This is a genomic window from Proteiniphilum acetatigenes DSM 18083, assembly GCF_000380985.1.
Lineage (GTDB): Bacteria > Bacteroidota > Bacteroidia > Bacteroidales > Dysgonomonadaceae > Proteiniphilum > Proteiniphilum acetatigenes.
In genome coordinates, this window is the sequence record NZ_KB905694.1 from 1 (window position 1) to 25,757 (window position 25,757).

Annotated in this window: 26 protein-coding genes; 18 read left to right on the forward strand and 8 right to left on the reverse strand. The window is 43.5% G+C overall.

Features of this window, described 5'->3' with window-relative positions; genetic code table 11:
- The 7 genes from F597_RS23080 to F597_RS0104330 form a co-directional block, all read right to left on the reverse strand.
- The coding region (locus tag F597_RS23080) for a helix-turn-helix domain-containing protein (RefSeq protein ID WP_169337964.1) at positions 1–154 on the reverse strand (154 nt) is incomplete at its 3' end.
- A gap of 54 nt (positions 155–208) precedes the next feature.
- Complete coding sequence (locus F597_RS0104305) at positions 209–1,255, reverse strand: tetratricopeptide repeat protein (protein WP_019538481.1); 1,047 nt, start codon at positions 1,253–1,255, stop codon at positions 209–211.
- Between the two features lie 173 nt (positions 1,256–1,428).
- Positions 1,429–3,120: a M56 family metallopeptidase gene (locus F597_RS0104310; RefSeq protein ID WP_019538482.1), complete on the reverse strand. Its 1,692-nt coding sequence runs from the start codon at positions 3,118–3,120 to the stop codon at positions 1,429–1,431.
- A gap of 61 nt (positions 3,121–3,181) precedes the next feature.
- Complete coding sequence (locus F597_RS20100) at positions 3,182–4,606, reverse strand: M56 family metallopeptidase (protein ID WP_019538483.1); 1,425 nt, start codon at positions 4,604–4,606, stop codon at positions 3,182–3,184.
- A gap of 29 nt (positions 4,607–4,635) precedes the next feature.
- Positions 4,636–4,998, reverse strand: coding sequence for a BlaI/MecI/CopY family transcriptional regulator (locus F597_RS0104320; RefSeq protein WP_019538484.1), 363 nt, complete (start codon positions 4,996–4,998; stop codon positions 4,636–4,638).
- A 144-nt stretch (positions 4,999–5,142) separates the two neighbouring features.
- Complete coding sequence (gene serC / locus F597_RS0104325) at positions 5,143–6,222, reverse strand: 3-phosphoserine/phosphohydroxythreonine transaminase (protein ID WP_019538485.1); 1,080 nt, start codon at positions 6,220–6,222, stop codon at positions 5,143–5,145.
- 104 nt (positions 6,223–6,326) lie between these two features.
- Positions 6,327–7,253: an NAD(P)-dependent oxidoreductase gene (locus F597_RS0104330; protein WP_026327109.1), complete on the reverse strand. Its 927-nt coding sequence runs from the start codon at positions 7,251–7,253 to the stop codon at positions 6,327–6,329.
- A 242-nt stretch (positions 7,254–7,495) separates the two neighbouring features.
- On the opposite strand from F597_RS0104330, the gene recR reads away from it, so the two are divergent.
- The 6 genes from recR to fmt all read left to right on the forward strand — a co-directional run bounded on the left by recR (position 7,496) and on the right by fmt (position 13,171).
- On the forward strand, positions 7,496–8,128 hold the full coding sequence (recR, locus tag F597_RS0104335; RefSeq protein WP_019538487.1) for a recombination mediator RecR: 633 nt from the start codon (positions 7,496–7,498) through the stop codon (positions 8,126–8,128).
- A 166-nt stretch (positions 8,129–8,294) separates the two neighbouring features.
- Positions 8,295–8,918, forward strand: a complete 624-nt coding sequence (locus F597_RS0104340) for a hypothetical protein (RefSeq protein WP_139224039.1) — start codon at positions 8,295–8,297, stop codon at positions 8,916–8,918.
- Positions 8,896–9,423: a GNAT family N-acetyltransferase gene (locus F597_RS0104345; protein ID WP_019538489.1), complete on the forward strand. Its 528-nt coding sequence runs from the start codon at positions 8,896–8,898 to the stop codon at positions 9,421–9,423. The genes F597_RS0104340 and F597_RS0104345 overlap by 23 nt, the downstream gene beginning before the upstream one ends.
- Before the next feature lie 25 nt (positions 9,424–9,448).
- Complete coding sequence (locus tag F597_RS0104350; protein WP_019538490.1) at positions 9,449–10,012, forward strand: L-threonylcarbamoyladenylate synthase; 564 nt, start codon at positions 9,449–9,451, stop codon at positions 10,010–10,012.
- A gap of 193 nt (positions 10,013–10,205) precedes the next feature.
- Positions 10,206–11,996 (forward strand): chloride channel protein, encoded by a 1,791-nt coding sequence (locus tag F597_RS0104355; RefSeq protein ID WP_026327110.1) that lies wholly within the window; start codon positions 10,206–10,208, stop codon positions 11,994–11,996.
- A 200-nt stretch (positions 11,997–12,196) separates the two neighbouring features.
- Positions 12,197–13,171, forward strand: coding sequence for a methionyl-tRNA formyltransferase (gene fmt, locus F597_RS0104360; protein ID WP_019538492.1), 975 nt, complete (start codon positions 12,197–12,199; stop codon positions 13,169–13,171).
- Between the two features lie 2 nt (positions 13,172–13,173).
- Here the strand turns inward: fmt and F597_RS20105 are convergent, their stop codons facing one another.
- Positions 13,174–14,766 carry a DUF3078 domain-containing protein gene (locus F597_RS20105; protein ID WP_019538493.1) on the reverse strand — a complete coding sequence of 531 codons (1,593 nt, stop codon included), beginning with the start codon at positions 14,764–14,766 and terminating at the stop codon, positions 13,174–13,176.
- Between the two features lie 194 nt (positions 14,767–14,960).
- Between F597_RS20105 and F597_RS0104370 the strand changes: the two genes are divergently transcribed.
- From F597_RS0104370 to F597_RS0104425, 12 genes are all read left to right on the forward strand, one after another.
- On the forward strand, positions 14,961–15,422 hold the full coding sequence (locus F597_RS0104370; protein WP_139224038.1) for a protease-associated domain-containing protein: 462 nt from the start codon (positions 14,961–14,963) through the stop codon (positions 15,420–15,422).
- A gap of 20 nt (positions 15,423–15,442) precedes the next feature.
- Complete coding sequence (locus F597_RS0104375) at positions 15,443–16,519, forward strand: M20/M25/M40 family metallo-hydrolase (protein ID WP_019538494.1); 1,077 nt, start codon at positions 15,443–15,445, stop codon at positions 16,517–16,519.
- 17 nt (positions 16,520–16,536) lie between these two features.
- Positions 16,537–16,998, forward strand: a complete 462-nt coding sequence (locus F597_RS0104380) for a hypothetical protein (RefSeq protein WP_019538495.1) — start codon at positions 16,537–16,539, stop codon at positions 16,996–16,998.
- A gap of 59 nt (positions 16,999–17,057) precedes the next feature.
- Positions 17,058–17,378 carry a hypothetical protein gene (locus F597_RS0104385; RefSeq protein WP_019538496.1) on the forward strand — a complete coding sequence of 107 codons (321 nt, stop codon included), beginning with the start codon at positions 17,058–17,060 and terminating at the stop codon, positions 17,376–17,378.
- A 233-nt stretch (positions 17,379–17,611) separates the two neighbouring features.
- Complete coding sequence (locus F597_RS0104390; RefSeq protein ID WP_019538497.1) at positions 17,612–18,193, forward strand: LemA family protein; 582 nt, start codon at positions 17,612–17,614, stop codon at positions 18,191–18,193.
- A 58-nt stretch (positions 18,194–18,251) separates the two neighbouring features.
- A complete protein-coding gene (locus F597_RS0104395) occupies positions 18,252–18,674 on the forward strand; it encodes a TPM domain-containing protein (RefSeq protein WP_019538498.1) in 423 nt (140 codons plus the stop codon).
- Positions 18,652–19,449: a TPM domain-containing protein gene (locus F597_RS0104400; protein ID WP_019538499.1), complete on the forward strand. Its 798-nt coding sequence runs from the start codon at positions 18,652–18,654 to the stop codon at positions 19,447–19,449. Before F597_RS0104395 ends, F597_RS0104400 begins: the two co-directional genes overlap by 23 nt.
- A 1-nt stretch (position 19,450) precedes the next feature.
- Entirely contained in the window at positions 19,451–20,374 is a 924-nt protein-coding gene (miaA, locus tag F597_RS0104405; protein WP_019538500.1) for a tRNA (adenosine(37)-N6)-dimethylallyltransferase MiaA, read from the forward strand.
- A 146-nt stretch (positions 20,375–20,520) separates the two neighbouring features.
- The gene (gene lysA / locus F597_RS0104410; protein ID WP_019538501.1) at positions 20,521–21,678 is read left to right on the forward strand and encodes a diaminopimelate decarboxylase; all 1,158 of its coding nucleotides are present in this window, start codon (positions 20,521–20,523) and stop codon (positions 21,676–21,678) included.
- Positions 21,679–21,681: 3 nt separating this feature from the next.
- Positions 21,682–22,842: a glycosyltransferase gene (locus F597_RS0104415; RefSeq protein WP_019538502.1), complete on the forward strand. Its 1,161-nt coding sequence runs from the start codon at positions 21,682–21,684 to the stop codon at positions 22,840–22,842.
- Between the two features lie 264 nt (positions 22,843–23,106).
- Positions 23,107–24,636 (forward strand): Do family serine endopeptidase, encoded by a 1,530-nt coding sequence (locus F597_RS0104420; protein ID WP_019538503.1) that lies wholly within the window; start codon positions 23,107–23,109, stop codon positions 24,634–24,636.
- A 208-nt stretch (positions 24,637–24,844) separates the two neighbouring features.
- A complete protein-coding gene (locus tag F597_RS0104425) occupies positions 24,845–25,705 on the forward strand; it encodes a sigma-70 family RNA polymerase sigma factor (RefSeq protein WP_019538504.1) in 861 nt (286 codons plus the stop codon).
- The last annotated feature ends 52 nt before the right edge of the window (positions 25,706–25,757 follow it).

Below are 25,757 nucleotides of genomic sequence, written 5' to 3' on the forward strand. Positions count from 1 at the left end.
CTTCTTCACTCATCTTCTTGTACCTGGAAACAGTTCTGCGATCAACACCCAACTTTTTTGCAATTTTACTGTCCGAATTGCCCGGATTACTGGAAAGTTCTTTAACTTCGTACCACATACGTACCTTTCTAAGGTCATGTATCTGAGTCTTCATAGTGTTTGTATTTTCGTGAATTACAAATATATGAAGACTCTTCTTTAACCCTTTTTATGTACATTGCATATTGCCAATTTCTGTACATTCAATCTTGCCGAAAATTGTACATGCGAAGTTACTGATTACAAGGACCTCTATCCCCCTCTTTCGGTTGTATGTCCTGGAGAGAGTTGTTCCATAGTAATAGAGCAGATTGATATCAGTATTATTCTGATTATATGCTTTTTCCAGCCAGCTAACTGATTCATAATACAATTTGGAAGCATACAAGCTCATACCCAGATAGTAACAGGTTGTATATGAACTGTCACCCAAAATAATATTTTCCTTTAACCGTTGGGTCGCTTCCATATAGTTGCCCGCCGAGTAGTGTGCCATTCCGTTCAATTGACCGATTAATTGCTGGCCAGGGTTGATATTTTCGAGATATGTCTGCGTCAGATTGATCGCAGCATCATAAAATTTTGCTCCCAGATAGATATTCCCCAGCTTATTTACAGCCAGATAATCCGCCGGATTTTTCGCGATAGCCTGGGAATAGTACCAGATGGCGGAATCACCTTCGGAGCTGTATAAATAGGCATCACCCACCATACGAAGAAGAAGAGGTACAGAATCTGCTTCAAAGACCACTTTCGCCTGTTCAATGGCTTGTTTCCAATTATTATTCCTGTAAAAAGCCATTGCTTTTTGGGTCTGAATAAATTGGTTTTCCGGTGATAAACTGTCGGCCACTATCCAGCATTGTAACGATAACGGTGAATTCCCCGCCTGTAATGCACATTCTGCCATAGAAATCGCCAGATTGGCATCATCAGGATATTCATCCACCAACTGTTTGTAAATATTCAGTGCGGAAGTGTAACTATACAACTTTTCATAACAATGAGCCTTTAGTTGCAAATTCTCCCGGGTGAATGGTTCCGACTCCAACAATATCAATACTTCATTGTATTGATAGTTACGCAAGGCATCCTGCAACTCATTCGACTGAGATAATAACCACACCGAATGAAGGAACAACAGACTGAAAAGTAAGATCTGGGCATGATAGAAAGTGTTTGAACTGTCAGAAGAAACCTCCCTTGCCGGAGACATTCTTTATACCTGCATGTTTTTGTTAAGTTACATGAGCAGAGTCCGGATAAACCCGTCCTCTGCTCATGTCGAAAAAATGATTAACAAGAAGATAGGGTCGATTATTCTAGATTACTTCTGTATTCGACATAGCCAGAACAGATATATTTTTTATTTATTCAACGGAATATTGATCAGTTCTGAAGCCTGAAGACAACCGGCAATGTATAACGTACTCTCACCCGCTCTCCCCTCTGGACACCCGGTTTCCATTTGGGCATAGCCTCTATAACCCTTACAGCCTCTTTATCGAGAGCAGCGTCCTGACCGCGGACAACCTGCACATCACTCAGGCCGCCATCCTTCTCGACCACAAAATTCACGATTACGCGTCCTTGAATTCCATTCTCCTGGGCTACCATGGGATATTTGATATTGTCGGAAAGATATTTCATCATGGCTTCCTGCCCTCCAGGAAATTCGGGTTGTTTCTCTACCACCACAAATACTTCATCGGAAACGCTCGCTTTAACCGGTGCAGAAGATGCTGAAGCTGAAGAAGAATCTTTGGTGTCTTTCCCCTTTAACCTGAAAACCACAGGCAACGTAAACCGTACCCTTACTATCTCTTCCCGCTGCTTACCGGGAGTCCAGTTGGGCATACTTTTCAATACCCTCAAAGCTTCACTGTCCAATAAAGGATCAACACCGCGCACAACATTAAAATCGCTCAGGCGACCATCTTTTTCGACGACAAAGTTAACGATCACTCGTCCTTCAGTTCCTTTTTCCTGTGCCTCTTTCGGATATTTTATATTATCAGCCAGGAACTGCATCATTGCCTCATTTCCCCCGGGAAATGAGGGTTGCTCTTCCACAACCACAAAAACTTCACTGTTATCTTCTCCTACTTCTTCAGGGAGAAGATCGGGCGTATCCGTTGAACCCGGTGTAGTAACAACACTCTCCGTTGTCGCATCCTCTCCGCTTTTCTTATCCCGATTTACACAACTATTGGCAAAGACCAGTAAAAAAGCCAAAGGAAGTATCAGCAGGTATTTCGCCAGTTTCAACGTAGGCGATTTCGTTTTATTCATCATCATAATTCGTTGTTTTAATTGTGATACATTAAAGTTATTTACTATCTGAACTGCAGTCTCATGATAAGTCAATCGTAAAAGATGATATTGGTATTCTCTGCTGTCAACCCCTTCACTCAGTACGCCATTATCAGCAAGGTATTCCAAATTCATAGCCATTTCCCGCTTCAGCAGCCATACAAACGGATTCCACCAGGAAAACAGACATACCAGTTCGACAAGCATGATATCGATGGAATGCCATTGGCGTGTATGCATCTGCTCATGCAATAAAATCTGGGAAAGTTCGGCCTCAGAATGATTTCCGGTATGAATAAAGATCCGGTTAAAGAACGAAAAAGGTGTTATGTCATCTTTTAACCGATAAACTAGAATGCCAGCGATGCTACACCTTTCGCTACGCATATTCACCTGAAGGATCGATAAAAGCTGCCCGATAAAGCGCAAGAGAAATATAACAGTAACAACAACATACATCAACGAAATTATCCTGGTCCAGGGAACAGCCGCTCTGGCAGTACTGTCCTCATCCTGTAATATTGTCGCATTTGCCCCTTCCACAATTACCGTTGCCTCTACTTCTCCCAATCCTATGGACGATATCCGGAAATCACTAAGTGTCGGAATAGTCCAAAAGGGATAAAGAAGCGAGAAAACAATCGCCGACAGGAAGAATACTCGCCGCAGACGCAGGAAAGTATCATTCTTCAATACAAGGGAATAGAGCAGGTAAAACAAGGTAAGCGCAATATTTACTTGTATCAGGTATATAAAAAACGAATGCATGGTTTGTACAAGTTAGCGTGAAACAAATATCTTCTCAGAACCTTTTTAATTTTGCCGTTACCTACTTTTGTTCAGCCATACCATAGCCAACGACTACCACTTCTTCAAGTATCATCATTCCTTCTACTTCTTTTAAATCATCCAGAAGGTCACTCTTAAAGAGATTCGACTTCTCTTCACTTGTCAGAGGATCATCTTCGGGATTATCCCACTGGAGCCTGAAAACCACGGGGAATACACCCCGTACATTTACAACATTACCACGCTGGTTGCCCGGCTTCCATTTAGGCATTGAACTGATGAGACGTTTTACTTCCGCATCCAGCGCAGGATCCACTCCCTGTAGTATATTCACATTGCTGATGCTACCATCTTTCATTATCGTGAAGTCACAGACCACACGTCCCTGAATACCGTTCTCCTGTGCTATCACTGGATATCTGATATTGTCGGCCAAAAATTTCATCATGGCGGTTTCACCTCCGGGAAATTCGGGTTGGGACTCCGCTACTATAAAGAGTTCCTCAGCCTCTCCTTTCTTTTGGGGTGGAGGTTCAGGCAAATTATTTCCTGCCATGCTTTTATCTCCATTCTCTGCCGCATACATGCTGTTCGCCATTACAAACAGAAAAAAGATGGGTACTACCAATACATATTTTACCAGTTGTAATGCCGGCGTTTTTGCTTTATTCATCATCATAATTCGCTGTTTTAGTTGTGATACATTAAAGTTATTTACTATCTGAACTGCAGTCTCATGATAGGTTAATCGTAAAAGATGGTACTGATATTCCCGGCTGTCGATACCCTCGCGCAGCACACCGTTATCCGCAAGATATTCCAGATTCATGGCCATTTCCCGCTTTAGCAGCCATACAAACGGATTCCACCAGGAGAACAGATACAACAGTTCGACAAGCATGATATCGATTGAATGCCATTGTCGCACATGTGTTTGTTCATGCAGTAAAATTTGAGACAGTTCGGTTTCGGAATGCTTTTCGGTATGGATAAAAATCAAACTGAAAAAAGAAAAAGGAGTAATATTGCTCTTTAATTGGTACACCGGGATTCCCGAAATAATCTGTTTTTCACTTTTTGTCCATATACCATAGATAGATAGCAATTGAAATACAAACCGTAATAAGAACGCAAGCGTGACGGCTATATAAAACAAGGAAAGAATTTTTTCCCAAGGGATAGCTACAGGTGCAACCGCCTCTCCTTCTACTACCATAGCCATACCTGGTTCACCAATAATAACCGTGGCAGTCGTTTCCTGAAAATCGGAAGAACGGGAAGTCCATATATCACTTAGCCCCGGGATGGTAAAAAAAGGATAGAGAAGTGAAAAAACAATCACCGACAAGAAAAAAAGGCGTCTCAGTCGCAAAAAAGTATCTCTCTTCAGCACAATCGCATATAAGAGATAAAACAGAGACAGCGCAATATTTACTTGTATCAGGTATATAAAAAACAGTGACATGATATGTTCAATTTGGTTGAAACAAGTCCTTACTTCCGTTTCTTTTCAATCAGACGAATAATCTCCTCAAGTTCGTCCGCAGTAATTTTCTGTTCTTTGGCAAAAAAAGAAACCAACTCTTTATATGAGTTATCAAAATAACTCTGCACTACCCCGGACAAAAAATGTCTCTTATAGGCCGATTCCGATATTACTGGCTTGAATACCTTCACGTTTCCAAATCGCCTCTTTGCAAGATATCCTTTATTCTCGAGGTTTTTGAAGATAGATGCCACCGTGGTATACGGCGGTTTCGGATCTTCCATTCTGTCTACCACATCCTTAATAGCACATTCGTTGAGTTGCCATACATGCAACATTACATTTTCTTCCTGGTGAGTCAAACGTTCCATATCTTTTTATCTATATTAATAATGCAAATCTACGATTTTATCGTAACAAACAATGCATTTCGTAAAAATAATCTGGTTAAATAATTATAAAAAGAGCCGCCTCTATAACAGAGACGGCTCTGGATAAGCTACCGCAATAGACAATCAGAGCTGTTTCTCAAAGTCTTGCATACACCGGATCAGAGCTTCTACTGCCTCTTTGGGACAGGCATTATAAATAGAAGCGCGGAATCCGCCTACAGAACGGTGCCCTTTGATGCCCACCATTCCTCTTTCAATAGCAAACTGAAGGAAAGCAGCTTCTTTGTCTTTGTATTCTTCATTCATCACAAAGCAGACATTCATGATAGAGCGGTCTTCTTTGGCAGCGGTTCCCACGAAAAGTTTATTACGGTCTATCTCATCATAAAGAAGCGCAGCTTTCTCCTTGTTAAGTTTATACATTACTTCCAGACCTCCCAGTTCCTTCACCCATTTCAGTGTTTCATGCATCACGAAAATAGGAAATACCGGAGGTGTATTGAACATAGAACGATTCTTGTCGGAATCGCTGATATGTGTACGGTAATCAACCATAGTCTGCAGTGGCCGGTCAATCTTACCGAGAATATCTTCACGAACGATCACGAAAGCCACACCTGCCGGGCCTACGTTTTTTTGTGCACCACCGTAGATAAGACCATATTTGGATACGTCTATCGGACGGCTCATAATATCGGACGACATATCGGCCACTAAGGGAACCGGGCTATCGATATCTTCATGCAATTCAGTACCGAAAATAGTATTATTGGTAGTAATATGGAAATAATCGGCATCTGCCGGAATAGTGTATTCTTTGGGGATATAGGAGTAGTTTTTGTCTTCTGATGAAGCCACCACATCCACTTCACCGTAAAATTTCGCTTCTTTGATGGCTTTTTTAGCCCAGGTTCCGGTTTGCAGATAGGCTGCTTTTTTCTTCATCAGGTTGGCAGGAACCATAAAAAACTGTGTACTGGCACCTCCGCCAAGCAAAAGCACCCGATAATTATCAGGAATATTAAGCAGTTCTTTCCACAGATCTGCCGTCTCTTTCATGATCCGCTCCCACCCCGGAGTACGATGCGATATTTCCAGAATACCTATTCCGGTATTGTCGAAATTGCGTATCGCTTCAATGGCTGACTCCACTGCCGGCCGGGGAAGTACGCACGGACCGGCATTAAAATTATACTTCTGCATACGGTTATATTTTTGAATTATAAATTAAAAATTATAAGTTACCAAATCACCCCAGTCTCCCTATCTCCTAAATCTCCACAGTCATTTTCCCACCTTATTATTCCTCAATTTACCCTGAAACGTTCATCTCCATTCTGGAAGTACGCCACAATTTGATTGGCAGCAGCTAAACCCGCATTTTTATTGGCATCCATAGTTTGTGCACCCAATTTTTTGGGCGTAGCAAAATAACGTCTCGGGAATTTTTCCAGAAATTCCTCATGTTTATCGGGTTTGACATCGGTAACATATTGGAAAGCCGGGCGTTCTTCCATGATACGGATCAAATCGTCTTCTACCACCAACTCCTTCCGTGCTGTATTGAGGAGAAGCCCATCTTGCGGCATCAGGGATAAAAGGGAATAATCCACACAGTAACGTGTTTCTTCCAGCAAAGGCATATGGAGGGAAACAAAATCGCTATTCTGAAACAATTCCTTATTAGTATATGCAGTGATCACTCCATATTCTCCTTCTTTACGCAAGTCATCATGCGTAAGCGTAGGTGAAAAAGCATACACCGGCATATCGAAGCCTCTCGCTATCTTGGCCACCATCTTGGCCACGTTCCCGAAAGCATATAAACCCAGCCGTCTGCGAGTCAACTCACGTCCTACCGAACCATCGAAATGATTACGCTGCGCATAAATCATCATTCCGAAAACAAGCTCAGCCACAGCATTGGCATTCTGTCCGGGAGTGTTCATTACACAGATACCACAATCGGTAGCGGCTTCCAGATCCACATTATCGTATCCTGCCCCGGCCCTGACAATTATTTTCAGATTGGGGGCAGCTTCCATTACATTCTTGTTGACAATATCACTTCGTATGATCAAAGCATCCACGTCCTTCACAGCATCAAGCAACTGGCTTTCCGCCTCATACTTCTCTAACTTCACGAACTGATGACCCGCAGATTCTATAATATGTTGAATCCCCTGCACAGCAGGTAAAGCGAATGGCTTACTCGTTGCCAAAAGTACTTTCATATTCATCCTTTGTTTATAAAAATTCACCGGATACTCGACCGATTCCCTCAAAGCAGGGCTTTTTATACACTTTTTTAAATTATCACTTTGTAATTAAGAAGTGCAAATTTACAAACTTATATCTAACAAAAAACGAAATCGGAATAAAAAATCCATGATGATTCTATTTTCTACGATTTAAAAGTTATTTGCCCGATAAATTGAATCATCGTATCTTTGTACCACTCGAAAATGTTACGTAAATGAACAGTCCTTACCCATCCGCTTTACTCGAAAATGCAGTCAATGAATTTGCCAATCTTCCCGGGATTGGTAGAAAATCAGCACTGCGACTGGTACTTCATCTGTTACGTCAGGATGAAGACAGAGTAGCCAATTTTGCCGGCACTATGCTGAAATTGAAGCGGGAGATTAAATATTGTGCTGTCTGTCATAACATTTCCGATACCGAGGTATGTAATATTTGCAGTGACAAATCCCGAGACAGTTCTTTGATCTGCGTAGTGGAGAATGTAAAGGAGGTAATGGCCATTGAGAAAACAGTACAATTTGGCGGCCTTTACCATGTTTTAGGGGGTATTATCTCCCCTATCGACGGTATCGGCCCGTCCGATCTGGAAATAGCCAGTCTCGAAGAGAGGGTGAAATCGGGCGAAGTCCGGGAGGTGATCCTTGCCCTCAGTGCTACCATGGAGGGCGACACTACCAATTTTTATATCTACCGTAAGCTTCAGCCTTATGGAGTAAAAGTGAGTATTATAGCCAGAGGGGTATCAATTGGCGATGAGATTGAGTATGCTGATGAGGTGACACTTGGCCGCTCCATTTTGAACCGGACGCCGTTTGATGAATCCTATAAACTTGTTTCAAAATGAAACGAGCATGTAAGTCGATTTAATGATGTGCTGACTTGTCCCGATCTTCGGGAAGTAGTGCAGGTTTGATAATTACTAATCGATAAATCGTTAAATTAACTAATCATTCCGGGTCCATACACTTTAATGAAAAAAGTGAAATAATGATATGAAAAACGTGAATACAATGGAGAAAACCATAAGGCTCTTGAAAGGGCATTATTATGGAAATATTATCCTGCTGGCGACTATTTTCCTACTTACCATATTTAGTCTGATTCCATTCTTTACGAATGGAGAGGTCATTAGCGTTACGACTGAGAGATATGCCATCATGATCTCTATCATAGCCATCCCGGCCTCACTGAAATTTTTCGCCCATCAATTAAAGAAAATACCTCGTCCCACGGAAACCAAGACAGCTACAGAAAAGTATAAAAATGCTTCTTTCCTGCGCCTGTACACTATCAGCGCAGTGACACTGATGCATATTATATTGTTTACCATTTCGCGGAATATGAATTTTTTCTGGTTTACGGTAGTATTGTTTATCGTTTTTCTCTTTTGCAAACCATCATACGAAGAGTTGGAAAACCTCACTGAAACGCCCGGAAAACAAGGTTTGACCGGGGAAGAAGAACAAGAACTACAAGAAGAACAATTATACCCAAATCAGTCTTACGGGGATCACAGCCGGACCGATGACAGAAAAGCCGGAGAAATGCAGGAAAAACGATTTGAGAATATAGAAGATATCCCAGAACCAACACACAATAAATATCCGGAAAATGAACAGGTTACTGGAAAATAATATTCTCCGCCTCCGTGCTCCCGAACCGGAGGATCTGGATTTGCTTTATGCCTGGGAGAACGACACGGCCATTTGGCAAAACGGCGCCTCTATTGTCCCTTTTTCCCGGTACTCCATCAAACAATATCTGATCGATTATAAGCATGACATATATGTGGACAAACAGTTACGGCTGATGGTGACACTCAGGGAAACGGACGAATGCATAGGTACCGTCGACCTGTATGATTTTGATCCGTTTCACCGAAGGGCCGGTGTAGGGATATTGATTGACTGCAAACACCGGCGTAAAGGCTATGCAGTGCAAGCACTCATGCTGCTGGAAGAATATGCGTTCCGGTTCCTCAATCTGAGACAACTCTACGCGATCATTCCCGAAAAAAACAATAGTAGTATCGGTTTGTTCGCTAAGACGGGTTATCGGCAGACAGGGCTGTTGGAAGAGTGGCTTTCTTCGGAAGATTCATTTTACCACGCATTGATAATGCAAAAACTCAAACTGTAAGGTCAAAATATTTTTTTAAAGAACGATGCAAGACGATATAAAAAAAGCGTGCGACATATTAAAAAAAGGGGGAATCATTCTCTATCCCACCGACACCATCTGGGGTATTGGCTGCGACGCAACCAATGAAGAGGCCGTAAAACGCATTTACGAACTGAAGCAACGTGACGATAGCAAATCGATGCTCGTGCTGTTGGATAACCCCGCGAAGTTACAGACATACGTAAAGGATGTGCCCGATATTGCATGGGATTTGATAGATCTGGCCGACAAGCCGCTTACCATTATCTACGATGGAGCCAAGAACCTGGCGGCAAATCTTATTGCTCCGGATGGTTCCATTGGCATCCGCATCACCGCCGAAACTTTTTCTATGGAATTGTGCAGGCAATTCCGTAAGCCAATCGTATCCACATCGGCCAACATAAGCGGGGAATCGTCGCCTTCCTCTTTTTCACAAATCGGACAGGCGGTCAGAGAAGGTGTGGATTATATCGTTACATACCGGCAAAAAGAACAAAGCCAAGCCAAACCATCGGGGATCGTGAAACTGGCCAAAGACGGCTCCATCAAAATTATACGTAAGTAAAAAAAATAATTATCTTTGCATAAAGGCTATTTATAGCCATTTTGAATTTCATTCTACTATTTTAAATGCTTTAGACTATTTCCACGTTTGGCAGCTTTGTTTCTGCTCTCACTTATCGAAATAGTTCTGTGCTCGACAGAGTTAAAATAAGTTTTATCTCTGTATTCGCTTAACGAAAATGTTCCGTACTCCGATGCAACTGACAGAAAGATTCAATAAATTTCTTATTTGGCGCGACAGACACATAAAGGAGCGTCATTTTTTACTGTTCGTCTGCTTCTTAGTGGGAATTCTCACGGCATTGGCCGCCTTCTTTCTGAAAACAGCGATCCACTTCTTTCAGGTTTTTCTCACCGAAAATTTCAGCCGTCCCAACCTCAACTTCTCGTACCTGCTCTACCCTATTGCAGGAATCCTGATTGCGGGACTGTATGTGAGATATGTGGTAAAAGACGATATCAGCCATGGTGTTACAAAAATCCTCTTTGCCATCTCCCAGCGCAAAAGCCGGATCAAACCACACAACATGTATTCATCGTTGGTGGCCAGTTCCATTACTATCGGATTCGGGGGGTCAGTAGGAGCGGAAGCACCGATCGTACTGACAGGTTCCGCTATCGGCTCCAATCTGGGTAGATTCTTCAAACTGGAACAACGCAGCCTGATGATCCTTGTGGGTTGTGGTGCCGCCGGTGCTATCGCAGGCATCTTTAAAGCACCCATTGCCGGAATTCTTTTTGTGATAGAAGTGCTGCTGCTCGACCTCACTATGTCGTCTATCCTGCCTCTTCTGGTAACGGCTGTCACGGCCACTACCGTGTCATACATCCTTACGGGTATGGACGCTATGTTCGCTTTTACACTGATCGAACCTTTCACCCTCAACCGTATTCCCCACGTAATCTTTCTGGGGATACTCTGCGGATTTCTGTCCTTGTATGTGATCCGTATCATGAGCCGTCTGGAGGGGCTTTTTCACCGACTGTCACACTGGAAGAAATTCCTGCTTGGGGGAACCATGCTGAGTTTGCTTATCTTCTTTTTTCCACCGCTCTATGGTGAAGGATACAATACCATCAATATCCTGTTAGCCGGTGGAGATCTATTCCAATCGCTCACCAACGAAAGCTTTTTTCATCAACTGGAAAGTAGATGGACTATTGTTGCATTCCTGGTGCTGGTCATACTCTTTAAGGTTTTTGCCACCAGCGCTACCAACGGCGGAGGCGGTACCGGAGGAGTATTTGCTCCTACCCTTTTCTTAGGTTGTATTGCCGGGTTTGTCTATTCATATACACTCAATCAATTGGGATATACCGTTTATCTCCCGCAGGAAAATTTTGCTCTGATGGGGATGGCAGGGGTAATGGCAGGGGTAATGCATGCTCCGCTTACCGGCACCTTCCTTATTGCAGAATTGACAGGTGGTTATGACTTGTTTTTACCTCTTATGATCGTCTCCCTACTCTCCTATGGGACTATCATGGTCTTCGAAAAGCATAGCATTTACGCTATCCGCCTTGCCAAAAGAGGAGAGCTGATCACCCATCATAAAGACAAGGCCGTACTTACTTTCCTGAAGATCAAAGATCTGCTTGAAAAAGATATTCCAACCGTAACGCCGAAAATGACCCTTGGCGATATGGTAAAAGTAATCTCTACCAGTAACCGGAATATTTTCCCGGTAGTAGATGATAAGGGTATTCTTTTGGGACTCGTAATGATGAACGATATCCGCAACATTATGTTCCGACCTGAGCTGTACGACCGGTTTACTGTAGAGAAATTCATGGTAGGATCTCCCGCCACAATAGAAATACACAGCAGCATGGAAGAGGCAATGGCAAAGTTTGAAAACACCAAAGCATGGAATTTGCCGGTAGTAGACCATAAAGGGGTCTATCAGGGTCTCCTGTCTCAATCATCTGTATTCAATTCTTACAGGGAAGTATTGGTCGAAAATTATTCCGATACGGATGAGTAAGGTGGGAAAATGACCGGGGGACCAGGGGACCAGGGGAGAGGGTGATAGGGTGATAGGGTGATAGGGGTAAATTAGGCTGATATAGTTACACTTTTCATTTTCACTTTTAGTTTTTCACTTGGTTCTCACTTCTTAGTTCTTAGTTAATTACTTATTCGGTAGTTTATTATTCATAACTTATAATTCAAAAATATAACCGCATGGACAAAAAATCATTACGTATCCTCTTCATGGGAACTCCCGAATTTGCCGTAGAGTCGCTGAAAGCACTTGTAGAGAACGGATATAACGTAGTGGGAGTTGTCACTATGCCCGATAAGCCGGCAGGCAGGGGATATAAACTACAACCATCACCGGTAAAGCAATATGCACTGCAGCGGGGACTTCCGGTACTACAACCTGAGAAACTGAAAAATGAAGGGTTTCTGCATGAGCTAAAACGGTTAAACGTCGATCTCCAGATCGTAGTAGCCTTCCGTATGTTGCCGGAAGTGGTGTGGAATATGCCGCCGAAAGGCACTTTTAACCTCCACTCATCACTCCTGCCCCAGTACCGGGGCCCCGCCCCTATCAATTGGGCCATTATCAACGGGGAGAAAGAAACCGGCGTGACTACTTTCTTTCTTTCACACGAGATTGATACCGGTAAGATCATCTTTCAGGAAAAGACAATGATCGATGAGACAGACAATGCAGGTACTTTGCACGACAGGCTGATGATAATGGGGGCACAACTGGTACTGAAGACCGTCAATGCCATACTTGAAGAGAATATACAAACCGTTCCGCAGGATAAACTCTTCAAAGACCTGTCCGAATTAAAGAATGCCCCTAAAGTATTCAAGGAAGACTGTCGGATCGACTGGAATAAACCAGTGCGGGAGGTATATAATTATATCCGCGGTCTATCGCCTTATCCGGCGGCATGGACGGAACTGGTGACCGACAATGAGGAAAAGCAACGTTTCAAACTGTTTGCCGGTGAGCCGATTGAAGAAAAGACTCACGATTTACAGCCGGGCACTATCAGGACTGACAATAAGTCACACCTCGACGTGGCGGTAAAAGACAGTTTCTTACGAATTACGGAACTTCAACTGACCGGCAAGAGGCGAATGAGTACCATCGATTTCCTGAATGGATACCACTTCGAAGAAAAAGCACGCTTCTGTTGAGGTTACCACTTATAATTCAGGCCAAAACTGAGCGTCTGGTTCATCTGCCAGTACTTCAGATCAGGATCGGGAGGAACCCCATCGTCAAATCTCATGATCACATACAAACGAGTGGAGAATGCATTCGTCAAAGCCATATTCAGGCTATTCTCAAATTCCGAGATAACTTTCTCGTAACTGGTAAAATAAGTCAGGCGCGAATCCCAGGTAATATATCTTGTGATATCGTATTTTAATATGGAGGTAATGGTGCTACCGAAGTCAAACTCGGATTTCTTTCCTTCCTCAATACCGAAACGTTTCTCGTCCACATCATCATTCATCACATAGACATAGTTGATGGAGACAGGGGCAATTGCCAGTTCCCACTTAATCTTACGATGGCGCACCGTCTTGGAGGGTCTTTCGTAATTAAACTTCAACCCGACCCCCGCATTCACATACAAAGGAGACAGTATTGACGAAAGGAGGTCGTTTGAGTTGACCGGATATGCTTTAAACATCTGTGATTTTGCTTCCAAATTGGTGGAGTAAGACCAGCCTTTACCAAAAGCATCTATTCCAAAGTCGCCATAATAGCGAATAAGGTCATTACCGATACGGTGCTTGCGCAATGAATCGTCAGGAGAATTAAAGACGGATAACCGCCACTCGAGGGTATTGTTAAACTTCACCCTTTTTTTCTGGTAATTAGCTTTCAATATATGCAGGCTATTAATGTTCAGATTATTCACGCCCCCTTTATGCCAGTTGTCAGAGAAGTAGTTTTGTGCAAACTGAAAAGAGTGTTCACCGGAACGAACCCAATATTTTCGGCCGATCGTAACCCCTTCAATACCCGGAGCATCCAACGAATAAGTCGTTTCTGCCTTTATCAATTCGCGGAAAGGATTGAATGTCTCTCTTACAACCTGATCATCAGACTCCAGACTCGGTATTGAGTCGAAACTTGCCACGGAATATCTGATCCGGTCAGGATACTTCATATAATAATCACGCCGCACATTTCGTACAAAGTCGATATGATCGAGCCGGGGAGCAAAGGTTTTTTCCCGCGGAATAAGGACCCCTTTATCACGATCCTTTTCCTCAGAGTATAACGACAACTCCCGGGGAAGCATCTCTCCAGTAAATATCATCGGCAGGAAAAGCGGATTATAAAAAAGTGTATCCCGGAATGTAAGTCCACTCATTGATTCAAAACTACTATAATTCACCGGAAGCTGCAACGTACCATTCTCTTTCCTGAAATAGATGAAATCAAGTGGGTTCCGGTATGAAGGAGTCGAATCTACCGGCACTATAGGACCCGTTTTCCTCGGTATTTGTCTCGAAACCGGAGGAATAATAATGCTATCAGGAAGCGTATCAGAAGGCTGCTGCGGAGAAATAATCGCACTATCGTCTATCTCTTTGGGTTGTACTCTACGACGTTCAATCTGCCTGCTGATATCGGTAATATCCCGGAACAGATCCAGGCTATCTATCACCGGTATAGAATCTGGCCTCTCGGCGACCTTTTTTTCAACTACGGAAGCTATCACTCCGAATGAGCATACAGTTATTATCAAAAAAGGGAGAATAATTCGTCTCATACGATTATTTTATTTTTTTACGTCAATTCACCTATACATTCTTCCAATGGGCAAAGATATAAAAAAAGTTTTATTTATTCTTTGTTTTTCTTGCCTGGGACTTTAAAACTCACTATTTTTGAGGAGTAAAGAATTAAAACCGAAAAACAGACGTTCATATCTTAATTGATAATTACCATTTTATAACCTCCATTATGATAAGAATCATCATTATTTCCCTGTTACTACTGTCCGGCTTATTTGTTAATTGTCTTCATTCGCAAGAAGTATCCTTAAAAGGATTAGAACAAATTTCGGAACCTTTGGTGAAAGAGTTTATAGATGTTCTGGCTTCAGACGAAATGCGTGGACGCTCGGCACCGAGTATAGAAGCAGATAGAGCCGCAGATTATATCGCCATGAAATTGAAAGAGTTCGGGATAAGATCTGTAAATGGATCTTATTTTCAACCAATTCCATTTTGTGCGGCCGACCTGAATATTGAAAACTGTAAATTTTTTTTAACTAAGGGCAGTATAAATCACCCATATGACTTAAAGGAAAATTTCACTCCTCTGTTCAATACAGGAAGTAACCAGGTACAAGGTGAACTGGTTTTTGCGGGATATGGTATCACAGCTCCCCAAATTATGATGATTATAAAGATATTGATGTAAAAGGCAAGATTGTGCTGGTGATGAAACAGGAACCTCGCAAAAACGACACTATCGCCACATTCTTTGAAGGAAAAAAAGAGACACAATATTCCGGCATACCCTACAAAATACGGAACGCGGCGAAACACGGTGCAACAGGACTTTTACTGGTAACCGACCCGCTTCATAATGTGGCCATTACCGCGCAAGGATATTTATGGAACAGCCTCTATATGAAAGGGCAGGGAAATCCTTCCTATAATATATGCGAAGAAAACGCAAATATTCCCGCAGTCCAGGTGAACCGGGATGTGATTAATGAAATATTCGGTAGCGTGGATTCGCTGAGGACTCTACAGCGAAAAATCGATGAAAGCATGCATCCGGGATCATTTGTAGTACCCGGAATTGAGATTGATCTATCCGTTTCAGTCGGTAAAAAAGAGTTTCCTTCGAGCAATGTAATCGGGTGGTTAGAAGGTTCAGATCCTGTGCTAAAGGATGAATTTATTGTCATAGGAGCCCACTACGACCACATTGGCGTATCACCAATTCCCAATCATCTGAACGATTCTATCATGAATGGAGCCGACGATAATGCCTCGGGAACAGCAGCCGTGATGGCTGTAGCGAAAGCTTTTGCCGCTTCAGATAAGAAACCGGCAAGAAGTGTCCTGTTTATGTTGTTTACCGCCGAAGAGCGCGGCTTGATCGGCTCCGATTACTACACCAAAAATCCACTGTTCCCACTGGAGAAAACGGTGGCAATGATCAATATGGATATGGTCGGCCGGAACGGAAACGATACAGTATATGTGATCGGGCAACAATATAATCCTGATCTGGCAGCACTGGTAAATGCAACAATTCCAGAAGCCGGATTGAAAAAAGAGGAGATGATGATGGATCTATATCGGTCGAGCGATTATTATCCCTTTTACAAGAAGGGTATATCGGCTATCGGGCTAACATCGGGTCTGCACAACGATTACCACGGCGTAGGAGACAATCCGGACAAGATCAATCATGTGAAAGTGCAAAAAATAGCACAACTCGCCTATAAAGTGGCATGGCAAATTGCAGACTCTAACAATTACTACACTATAATCGAACACTAACACATAAACTGAAAATTATGAACTCAAAAAATTTATTCATTATCCCTTTGCTTTTTATTGTATTTGGAGCGTTTGCACAAGAAGCCAACCTGACGATAAAACCTGTTGCGAAAAAGGAATACGACCTGAACCTGCAGTCGTTGACAGATATTACACAGACCATGGCAGGAATGGAAATGAAAGCGAGCATTGCGTACATCGTAAAAGCCGTGATGGAAATAAAAGAAATCAATTCCAACGGCGATTTTACCGTTTTATCCACCTGGAAAGATATTGAAGCAACCTCATCGGCTATGGGAAAAGACACCACCTCGCGTGCTGAAAATCTGAATGTGGTAATGGAAACCGTGTACGACAAATCAGGAAAAATAATCAAAAACAACCGGATAGATACGTTAGGTTCCACAGACCCGTTCGTTGCAATGATCGAACAATTAGCGAAAAATGTAAAACTCCTATTCTGCCGGCCAAAACAATAAAAAAAGGAGACAGCTGGCAATCCTATACCAATGATACCATTCAAACAATGGAGTTTCCAATGGCAATGATTGTCCAAACGGAAGATGAGTACTCATTTGAGGGAGCCGTTACGGAGAACGGGGTAGAATATTACAGAATCAATAAATCCGGCCCTACAAAAGTATCAGCTGAGGGAGCGCTAGAGGGAATGGATATGCACATTGAAGGTACGGGCATGAGCGAGAGTTATTCCCTGCTTGATAAAGCGACTCTGCTTCCGGTAAGAATGGAAGAGAAAACCGGTATGGATATGAGTATCATAATATCCGGTCCGCAATCCATGGCTATTCCGATGACACAGAACACAGAAACAAAAATTCAATTCTCAGAAGTGAAATAACGAATGCATTCAAAAGAAAAACTTTTCTCACCGTTTATCTGTTATTTATATCTGTTAAGATCTCTTGTGGCAGACGGTAGCAACAAAAATTGTTTTACTTTTGCCGGACGGGACAAGACAATGTGAATAATCCCGACAAGTAGTGCCAATGAGACTAATGTACCAATGTACTAATGGGACTAATTTAAATTGGTAGTTAGTGTTGGTAATTCATAACTCATAAATACAACCAAATGAGAAAATTATCTTTCGTTTTACTGATCGTAGTAGGTGCAATGGGCCTTACCGGATGCCAGGGATACAATCGGATGGTAGAAAAACAGGAAGCAGTAACCTCACAGTGGGGGAATGTGCAGAATGCTTATCAACGCCGTGCCGATCTCATTCCCAACTTAGTGAATACAGTGAAGGGATACGCCCAGCACGAACAGGAGACCTTTACTCAGGTGACCGAAGCACGGGCCAAAGCTACACAAACAACTATCAACCCCGAAAACCTCACCGCAGAGAGCTTGCAGGAATACCAGCAGGCCCAGGATCAACTGAGCCAGGCATTGGGAAGATTGTTACTGATACAGGAGAATTACCCTGAACTGAAAGCCAACCAGAATTTCCTCGCACTTCAGGATGAACTGGCAGGAACAGAAAACAGGATCTCGGTAGAGCGGAACCGTTTCAACCAGTTGGCGCAGGACTATAATGCCTATATCCGCAAATTTCCACAGGTGATCTATGCGAAATGGTTCAAATTTGAACCGAAAGCTTATTTCGAAGCGACTTCCGAAGCCCAGACCGCTCCCCAGGTACAATTCTGAGAAGATATTCCCACACCATACAATTTAACTTAACGGGAAAATAAAAACCGGTTGAGATATGTTGAACAAAGAGGAACTACAGAGAATCACGGAATCGATCCAACTCGCGGAAAGCCATACTTCGGGAGAGATACGCGTATGCGTGGCCCGGCAATGCAAGGGCGATCCGCTGGAAGCCGCATTCAAAAAGTTCAGTCAACTGAAGATGGATACGACCCGGCTCCGTAATGGTGTGCTCATCTACGTATCTCCATCCGACCATAAAACAGCTATTATCGGGGATCAGGGCATCCATGACGCCGTGAATGGTGGATTCTGGAATGAAGCCCTGGAAAAGATGCTCTCCTATTTCAAAAAAGGAGAAATTTCGGAAGGGATCTGCAAAGGTGTAGAAAAAGTGGGAGAATTGATCAAGTCCCGTTATCCTGTATCGGAAAATGATATAAATGAATTAGGCGATGAAGTTATTATGGAAGAGTAAATATCTTCTTATACTTATATTCTTTTCTTCTTTAGGGTTATCGGCGCAGGATATCCCCGAACCGATGGTGCCCTACCGTTTGGTAAACGACTTTGCAGATATTTTCTCTCCGGCTGAAGAACAGGCTCTGGAGCAAAAACTACGTGCCTACAATGACTCCACATCCACACAAATATATGTAGTCTCAGTAACCGATCTGGGCGGTTATCCCGCCTCCGATTATGCTTTCAGGCTTGGTGAGAAATGGGAGATTGGACAGAAGAGTAAAGACAACGGTGCCGTCATCCTTATCAAACCGAAAATAGGGAATAGCCGCGGACAGGCATTTATCGCCACCGGTTACGGTCTGGAAGCACGGATCAATGATGCCTATGCCGGTCGTATTGTACGCAACGAGATGATCCCCTACTTTATTGACGAGGATTATTTCGGTGGAGTGAATGCCGCTATTGACGTAATGATAGCACGCCTCTCCGGTGAATTTGTTGCCGATGCCGAAGAAGAGGAAGGGATCCCCTTTTTCGTGATCATTATTATTCTGGTCGGCATCATCCTGTTGCTCTCTTCCCTTTCTAAGGGAGGAGACCAGCATATCGGCGGCGGTGGTCACCGGACAAGCCCCCCTATATTCTTCCCGCCAATGAGTGGTGGGCGTAGAAGCGGCGGCTTTGGCAGCGGAAGCGGCTGGAGCGGGGGTTTCGGTGGAGGTGGAGGCGGCTTCGGCGGCGGTGGCGGTGGCAGATTCGGTGGTGGGGGCGCCGGAGGAAGCTGGTAACATGGAAAAGAAAACTTTGATCACCGTTCTGGGCCCCACGGCGAGTGGAAAAACCGCATTTGCTGCACAATTAGCATACACGCTCGATGGCGAAATTGTGAGTGCCGACTCCCGTCAGATATACCGGCGGATGGATATAGGTACCGGCAAAGACCTTTCGGAATACACTGTAAAAGGATCTTCTATCCCCTATCATCTTATCGACATCCGCGAACCGGGAGAGAAATACACCCTCTTTGACTATCAACACGATTTTCATAAAATCTACTGCGACATCCTCAGCCGCAACAAGACTCCCATACTGTGCGGCGGCACCGGACTTTATATCGAATCGGTGCTGAAAGGATACAATCTTCCTGATGTACCCGCCAATCCGAGACTGAGGTCAGCACTCGAACAAAAATCACTCGAGGAACTGACCGACATCCTGCAAAGTTATCGTCCACTACATAATACAACCGATACCGACAGTAAAAAAAGGGCAATCAGAGCCATCGAAATAGAAGAGTACAAGTCGAAACAAGAGAGTTCAGCCACCACCCTCCCGGCAGTGAATAGCATCCTATTAGGTCTTGATATCGACAGGGAGCTCCGGCGGAAAAAGATCACTGCACGCCTGCACGCACGTCTTCAGGAAGGGATGATCGAAGAGGTGCGGAGTATCCTTGATTCCGGAGTTTCACCCGAAGATCTGATTTATTACGGACTGGAATATAAATTCGTAACACTTCACGTGACCGGTAAGTTAAGTTACGGAGAGATGTTCCGGCAATTAGAGATTGCCATTCACCAATTTGCCAAACGGCAGATGACATGGTTCAGAGGCATGGAACGACGCGGATTCTTCATTCACTGGATAGACGCAACCCTACCCATGGAACAAAAACTGCAACTGGCAGGTAAATTGACAGTGGACAATGGATAATGGACAATGGATAATTTTCAGTTGTCAATTGTCAATTGTCAATTAAAGAAAAAAATCGTAATTTTGCCGTTCAGATAGTGATGCGCCCGAAAAAATAAGATACGCAAGGTGCTTTTAACAAACTCCATCTTTATAAATTAACACCAATGATCAAAGGAATATTTCCCGTTGAGAAATTCAAACAACTCGACACACCGTTTTATTATTACGACATAAAATTGTTGCGGGCAACACTCCACGCAATAAAAAAAGAGACAGAGAATAAGCCTTTTCATGTGCATTATGCAGTGAAGGCGAATGCCAACCCACGTATCCTGAAAGAAATCGCTTCCTACGGATTCGGTGCTGACTGCGTAAGCGGCAATGAGATACTGGCTGCACTGGCAGGCGGGTTCACTCCGGACAAGATCGTCTTTGCCGGTGTAGGAAAAAGTGATCGTGAAATAGAGATCGGGCTCGATAACGATATCTTCTGCTTCAATGTGGAATCGATTCCCGAGCTCGAAGTGCTCAACATATTGGCCTCGGCAAAAGGGAAAACAGCAAGGGTCGCGTTCCGCATCAATCCGAATGTGGATGCACATACACATAAATATATCACTACCGGACTGACAGAAAACAAGTTCGGCCTCAATGAGCAGGATCTGCCACGGATTCTGGAGGTAATGAAAACCTCGGTAAACCTGCAACTTACCGGTATCCATTTTCATATCGGTTCGCAGATCACCGACCTTAAATCATTTGAGGATCTTTGTGTAAAAGTAAAGGAATTACAGGAATGGTTCAATACGCAGGGGATCAAACTACCGATTATCAACGTTGGTGGAGGGTTGGGAATAAACTATCAGCACCCCAACCATATCCCGATGGCTGATTTCGAGTCTTATTTCCGGCTCTTTGAAAAAAACCTGCAATTACAGGAAAACCAGGCATTGCATTTCGAACTGGGACGTGCGGTGGTAGCACCCTGTGGCTCGCTTATATCACGGGCACTCTTCGTGAAAGAGGGTATCCAAAAGAAATTCCTGATCGTGGATGCGGGCATGACCGACCTGATACGTCCCGCGCTCTATCAGGCTTTTCACCATATTGAGAACATTTCCTCCGACAAAGAGCCTATGCTGTACGATGTGGTAGGCCCTATCTGTGAATCGAGCGACGTCTTCGCAGAACAGATATTACTCAACGAAAGTGCCAGGGGAGACCTGATCGCTATCCGCTCAGCCGGTGCATACGGAGAAGTCATGGCATCCCGATACAACTGTCGTGACTTGCCCCTATCCTACTTCTCCGACCAGTTTTAAATTATGATACTCAACCAATTTACCCTGATAGAATGGATACTGGGAGGTACACTATTGCTTTGCTTCCTGATACAACTCTTTTTCTGGCTCTTCTTCTATAAACGGCCTTATAGTTACCAAAAAAAGAGAAAAGAGATATCTGTTCCCGATGAAGCGCTACCTCCCATCTCAATCATTGTTACCTCAAAGAACAGTGCCGAAGAGTTAGCACGGAATCTGCCATTCATTATCGAACAGGATTATCCCGATTTTGAAGTGATTGTGGTGAACAGGGGATCGACCGATGATACCGACATGGTACTGAAAGCCGCAGAACAGAAATATTCACGGCTCTATCATACTTATGTACCGGCGGAGGCCGACGGCGTCAATGAAAAGAAACTGGCACTCACATTAGGTATCAAGGCAGCGAAAAACGACTATCTCCTTTTTACCGAAGCATATTGCAAACCCTGTTCCGAACACTGGATAAAAGAATACGGAAAGGAATTTACACAAGGTAAAGAGGTGGTCCTGGGTTTTAGCCGGTTAGAAATTTCCCGAAAAACAGGCCTGCGGGGTTTTATGCTGTATGACAACCTTATCCATCACCTGAAATTCCTCTCTATGGCCATCCTGCGCAAACCGTTCATGGGAATCGGTCGTAACCTGGGTTACAAAAAGGAGCTTTTTTTCAAGCATAAGGGTTACTCCCCTATATTGAATCTGGAAGGCGGGGAAGATGACCTTTATATTAACAGGATCGCCCCTAAAAAAAAGACAGGAGTGGTACTTTCCAGGGAGAGCCTGACGGAGACTGACAGCGTGAAACACTTCTCCACATGGCGCACATTGAAGTCGGGATATCTCTATTCAAAACAATATTATAAAGGATTCTCTTTCCGTTTATTCGGACTGGAAACATTTTCAAAATATCTTTTTTATCTGTTATTTATTTGTGCTATTATACTGGGAGTGGTAACCGACAACCATATACTGACAGTTTCAGCTCTATTGCTTTTTGCGATCAGATACGTAGTTCAATGGAGAGTGATCACCCTGAACAGCCGTCTCTTCAACGCAGGGAAATACCATATTAACCTTCCCTTTTACGATATCTTCCAACCGCTCAACAACACCCGCTTCAGGAAATATGCAACCAGACGAAACAGGACGGGAAGATAAGCATAAAAACAGACATGACAAAAATGACAGACAAAAGCAGTAAAAAACAGAAACTAAAGAAGCGCTATAGAAAGTGACAAACGGTTTTCCGTCAATCTGTCATGCTAAAACGGCTCTGAATGAAACGGATAGGGTTAAATCGGGTTAATCGCTCTTCGTTTGCGTTAAAAGTGTTAAAAAGTCGATCTACAGCGAAAAAATCTGCATGCTATTTGTCATATATTTGCAAAATAGATTAATGACAAACATCAACATTCAAAGAATATGAACACAGGAAATAGTAAAAATGTATTTGTTATCGTTCTGGTCGCAATTATAAGTTCCGTTGTCACTCTATTAGGTTACAACGTAATAAGTAAAAACAACGGAAACAGTGCATTCTCCGGTTTATCAGGAGACAGGGTTTCAGAAGAAGTCAGCGCCTATGCCGACTCCTTTGAACAAGACAAGAACATAGTACTCACAAACCTTACCACATCGGATGGTTATCCCGATTTTACGGAAGCAGCCGCCAAATCGGTCGACGGCGTAGTGCACGTAAAAACAAAGACAATAAGCCAGCAACAATATATTAATCCGTTCGATTTCTTCTTCGGATTCGGTGACCGCATGCCTTCTCAACCACGCGAACAGGTGGGTTTCGGCTCAGGGGTGATCATCTCCAAAGACGGATATATCATTACCAATAATCACGTGGTGGAGAATGCCAATGAGGTATCGGTCACACTGAACGACAACAGGGAATTCAACGCCAAAGTGGTCGGTACCGACCGTATGAGCGATATTGCCCTACTAAAAATTGATGGGGATGACTTCCCCTATCTCACTTTCGGGAATTCTGATGCTCTCCGGGTGGGAGAATGGGTATTGGCGGTAGGTAACCCGTTTAACCTGACCTCTACGGTCACTGCCGGTATTGTCAGTGCCAAAAACAGAGGTAATGTGATGGGAGGCGGGTTAGGTATTCAATCATTCATTCAGATAGACGCAGCCGTCAATCCCGGAAACAGTGGAGGTGCACTGGTCAATACACGGGGAGAACTGGTAGGGATCAATACAGCTATTTACTCACAGACTGGTAATTTTGCTGGTTATGCCTTTGCAGTGCCTATTTCCATCGCAGGTAAGATCGCGGCTGACCTGAAGGAATACGGAACAGTGCAACGCGCCTTGCTGGGAATTTCAGCGCCCAATATAGAAAATATCAGGCGTCAGGATCCCGAAAAAGCGCGCGAACTGTCGCAAATCAGGGGTGTCCTTGTAGAAGGCTTCAGTGAGCGGAGCGCCGCCAAGGCAGCCGGTATCCAGAAAGGGGATATCATCACGGCCATCAACAATGTCCCTATCCGAAGCTTCTCCGAATTGCAGAGCCAGTTGAACAGGTACCGGCCGGGAGACAAGGTCAGCGTAACTGTTAAACGTAACGATAACGACCGTTCATTCAATGTTGAACTCACGAACGACGAAGGAAGTACCGAAATCACACGCGGAACAGATGTCACGAGCAGTCTGGGCGCCACATTCAAACAAATACCTGATGAAAGGAAAAGAGCATTGGGAATATCGAGCGGTATTGAAGTGGAAAGCGTAGAAAGCAATGGGCTCTTCCGGAAAGAAGGAATCAACAAAGGATTTATCATTATGAGAATCAACAATACACCTGTGAATAGCGAAAGCGATGTGAATAACATTGTAGCAGCCACCAGCAACCGTCAGGATAAAGTACTGCTTGTAGCGGGCTTTTATCCCAACGGAAGAACACAGTATATTGCCATTGATTTGACAAACAGGTGATGAACACGGGTTAACAAAGGTTAATCTCAACTTTTTCAGTAACAAAAAAGTAGTGATTCGTGTTTTATAGCAAAGGAATTGGGTGTAGTACCAGATTCCTTTGTTATAGTTTATTGACGGGGCTTTTATTTAAGTATCAGAAATATTTTGTACTTTTGCACCCCCGAAATAATGCATCATAAGATAATTTAGTAAGGATTAAGTATAAATGAGACAATTAAAGATTACAAAATCAATCACAAACCGGGAAAGCGCTTCTTTGGACAAGTACCTCCAGGAGATCGGCCGTGAAGACCTGATCACCGTAGAGGAAGAGGTCGAATTGGCACAAGCCATCAAAAGAGGCGATCGCCAGGCACTGGAAAAACTCACCAGGGCCAATCTCCGATTTGTGGTATCGGTAGCCAAACAATACCAAAACCAGGGATTGAGTTTACCCGACCTTATCAATGAAGGGAACCTCGGTCTGATAAAAGCTGCCGAGAAATTTGACGAAACCAGAGGGTTTAAATTTATCAGTTATGCCGTTTGGTGGATTCGTCAATCAATTCTGCAAGCGTTAGCCGAGCAGTCTAGAATTGTCAGATTGCCGTTAAATCAAGTAGGATCACTTAATAAAATCAGCAAAGCCTTTCAAAAATTTGAACAGGAGAATGAGCGGAGGCCTTCGGCTGAAGAATTGGCACAGGAACTGGATCTGTCGGTAGAAAAAGTGACAGACTCACTAAAAGTGTCAGGCCGCCATATCTCTATGGATGCTCCTTTTGTAGAAGGAGAAGACAATAGCCTGTTGGATGTATTGGTAAACGATGACGCACCTGTAGCTGACCGCACACTGATTAACGAATCACTCCAAAAAGAGATTGACAGGGCGCTCTCTACACTGACCGAAAGAGAAAGCGATATCATCAAAATGTTTTTCGGCATCGGCTGCCAGGAAATGACCCTGGAAGAGATCGGTGATAAATTTCAGTTGACGCGCGAACGTGTCCGCCAGATCAAAGAGAAAGCAATACGAAGGCTCAGACAAGACTCCAGGAGCAAGTTACTAAAAACCTACCTGGGTTAATCAGAGCCTATTCTCAGATGAAAAAGCAAAAAAATTGCTTAAAATGCCACTA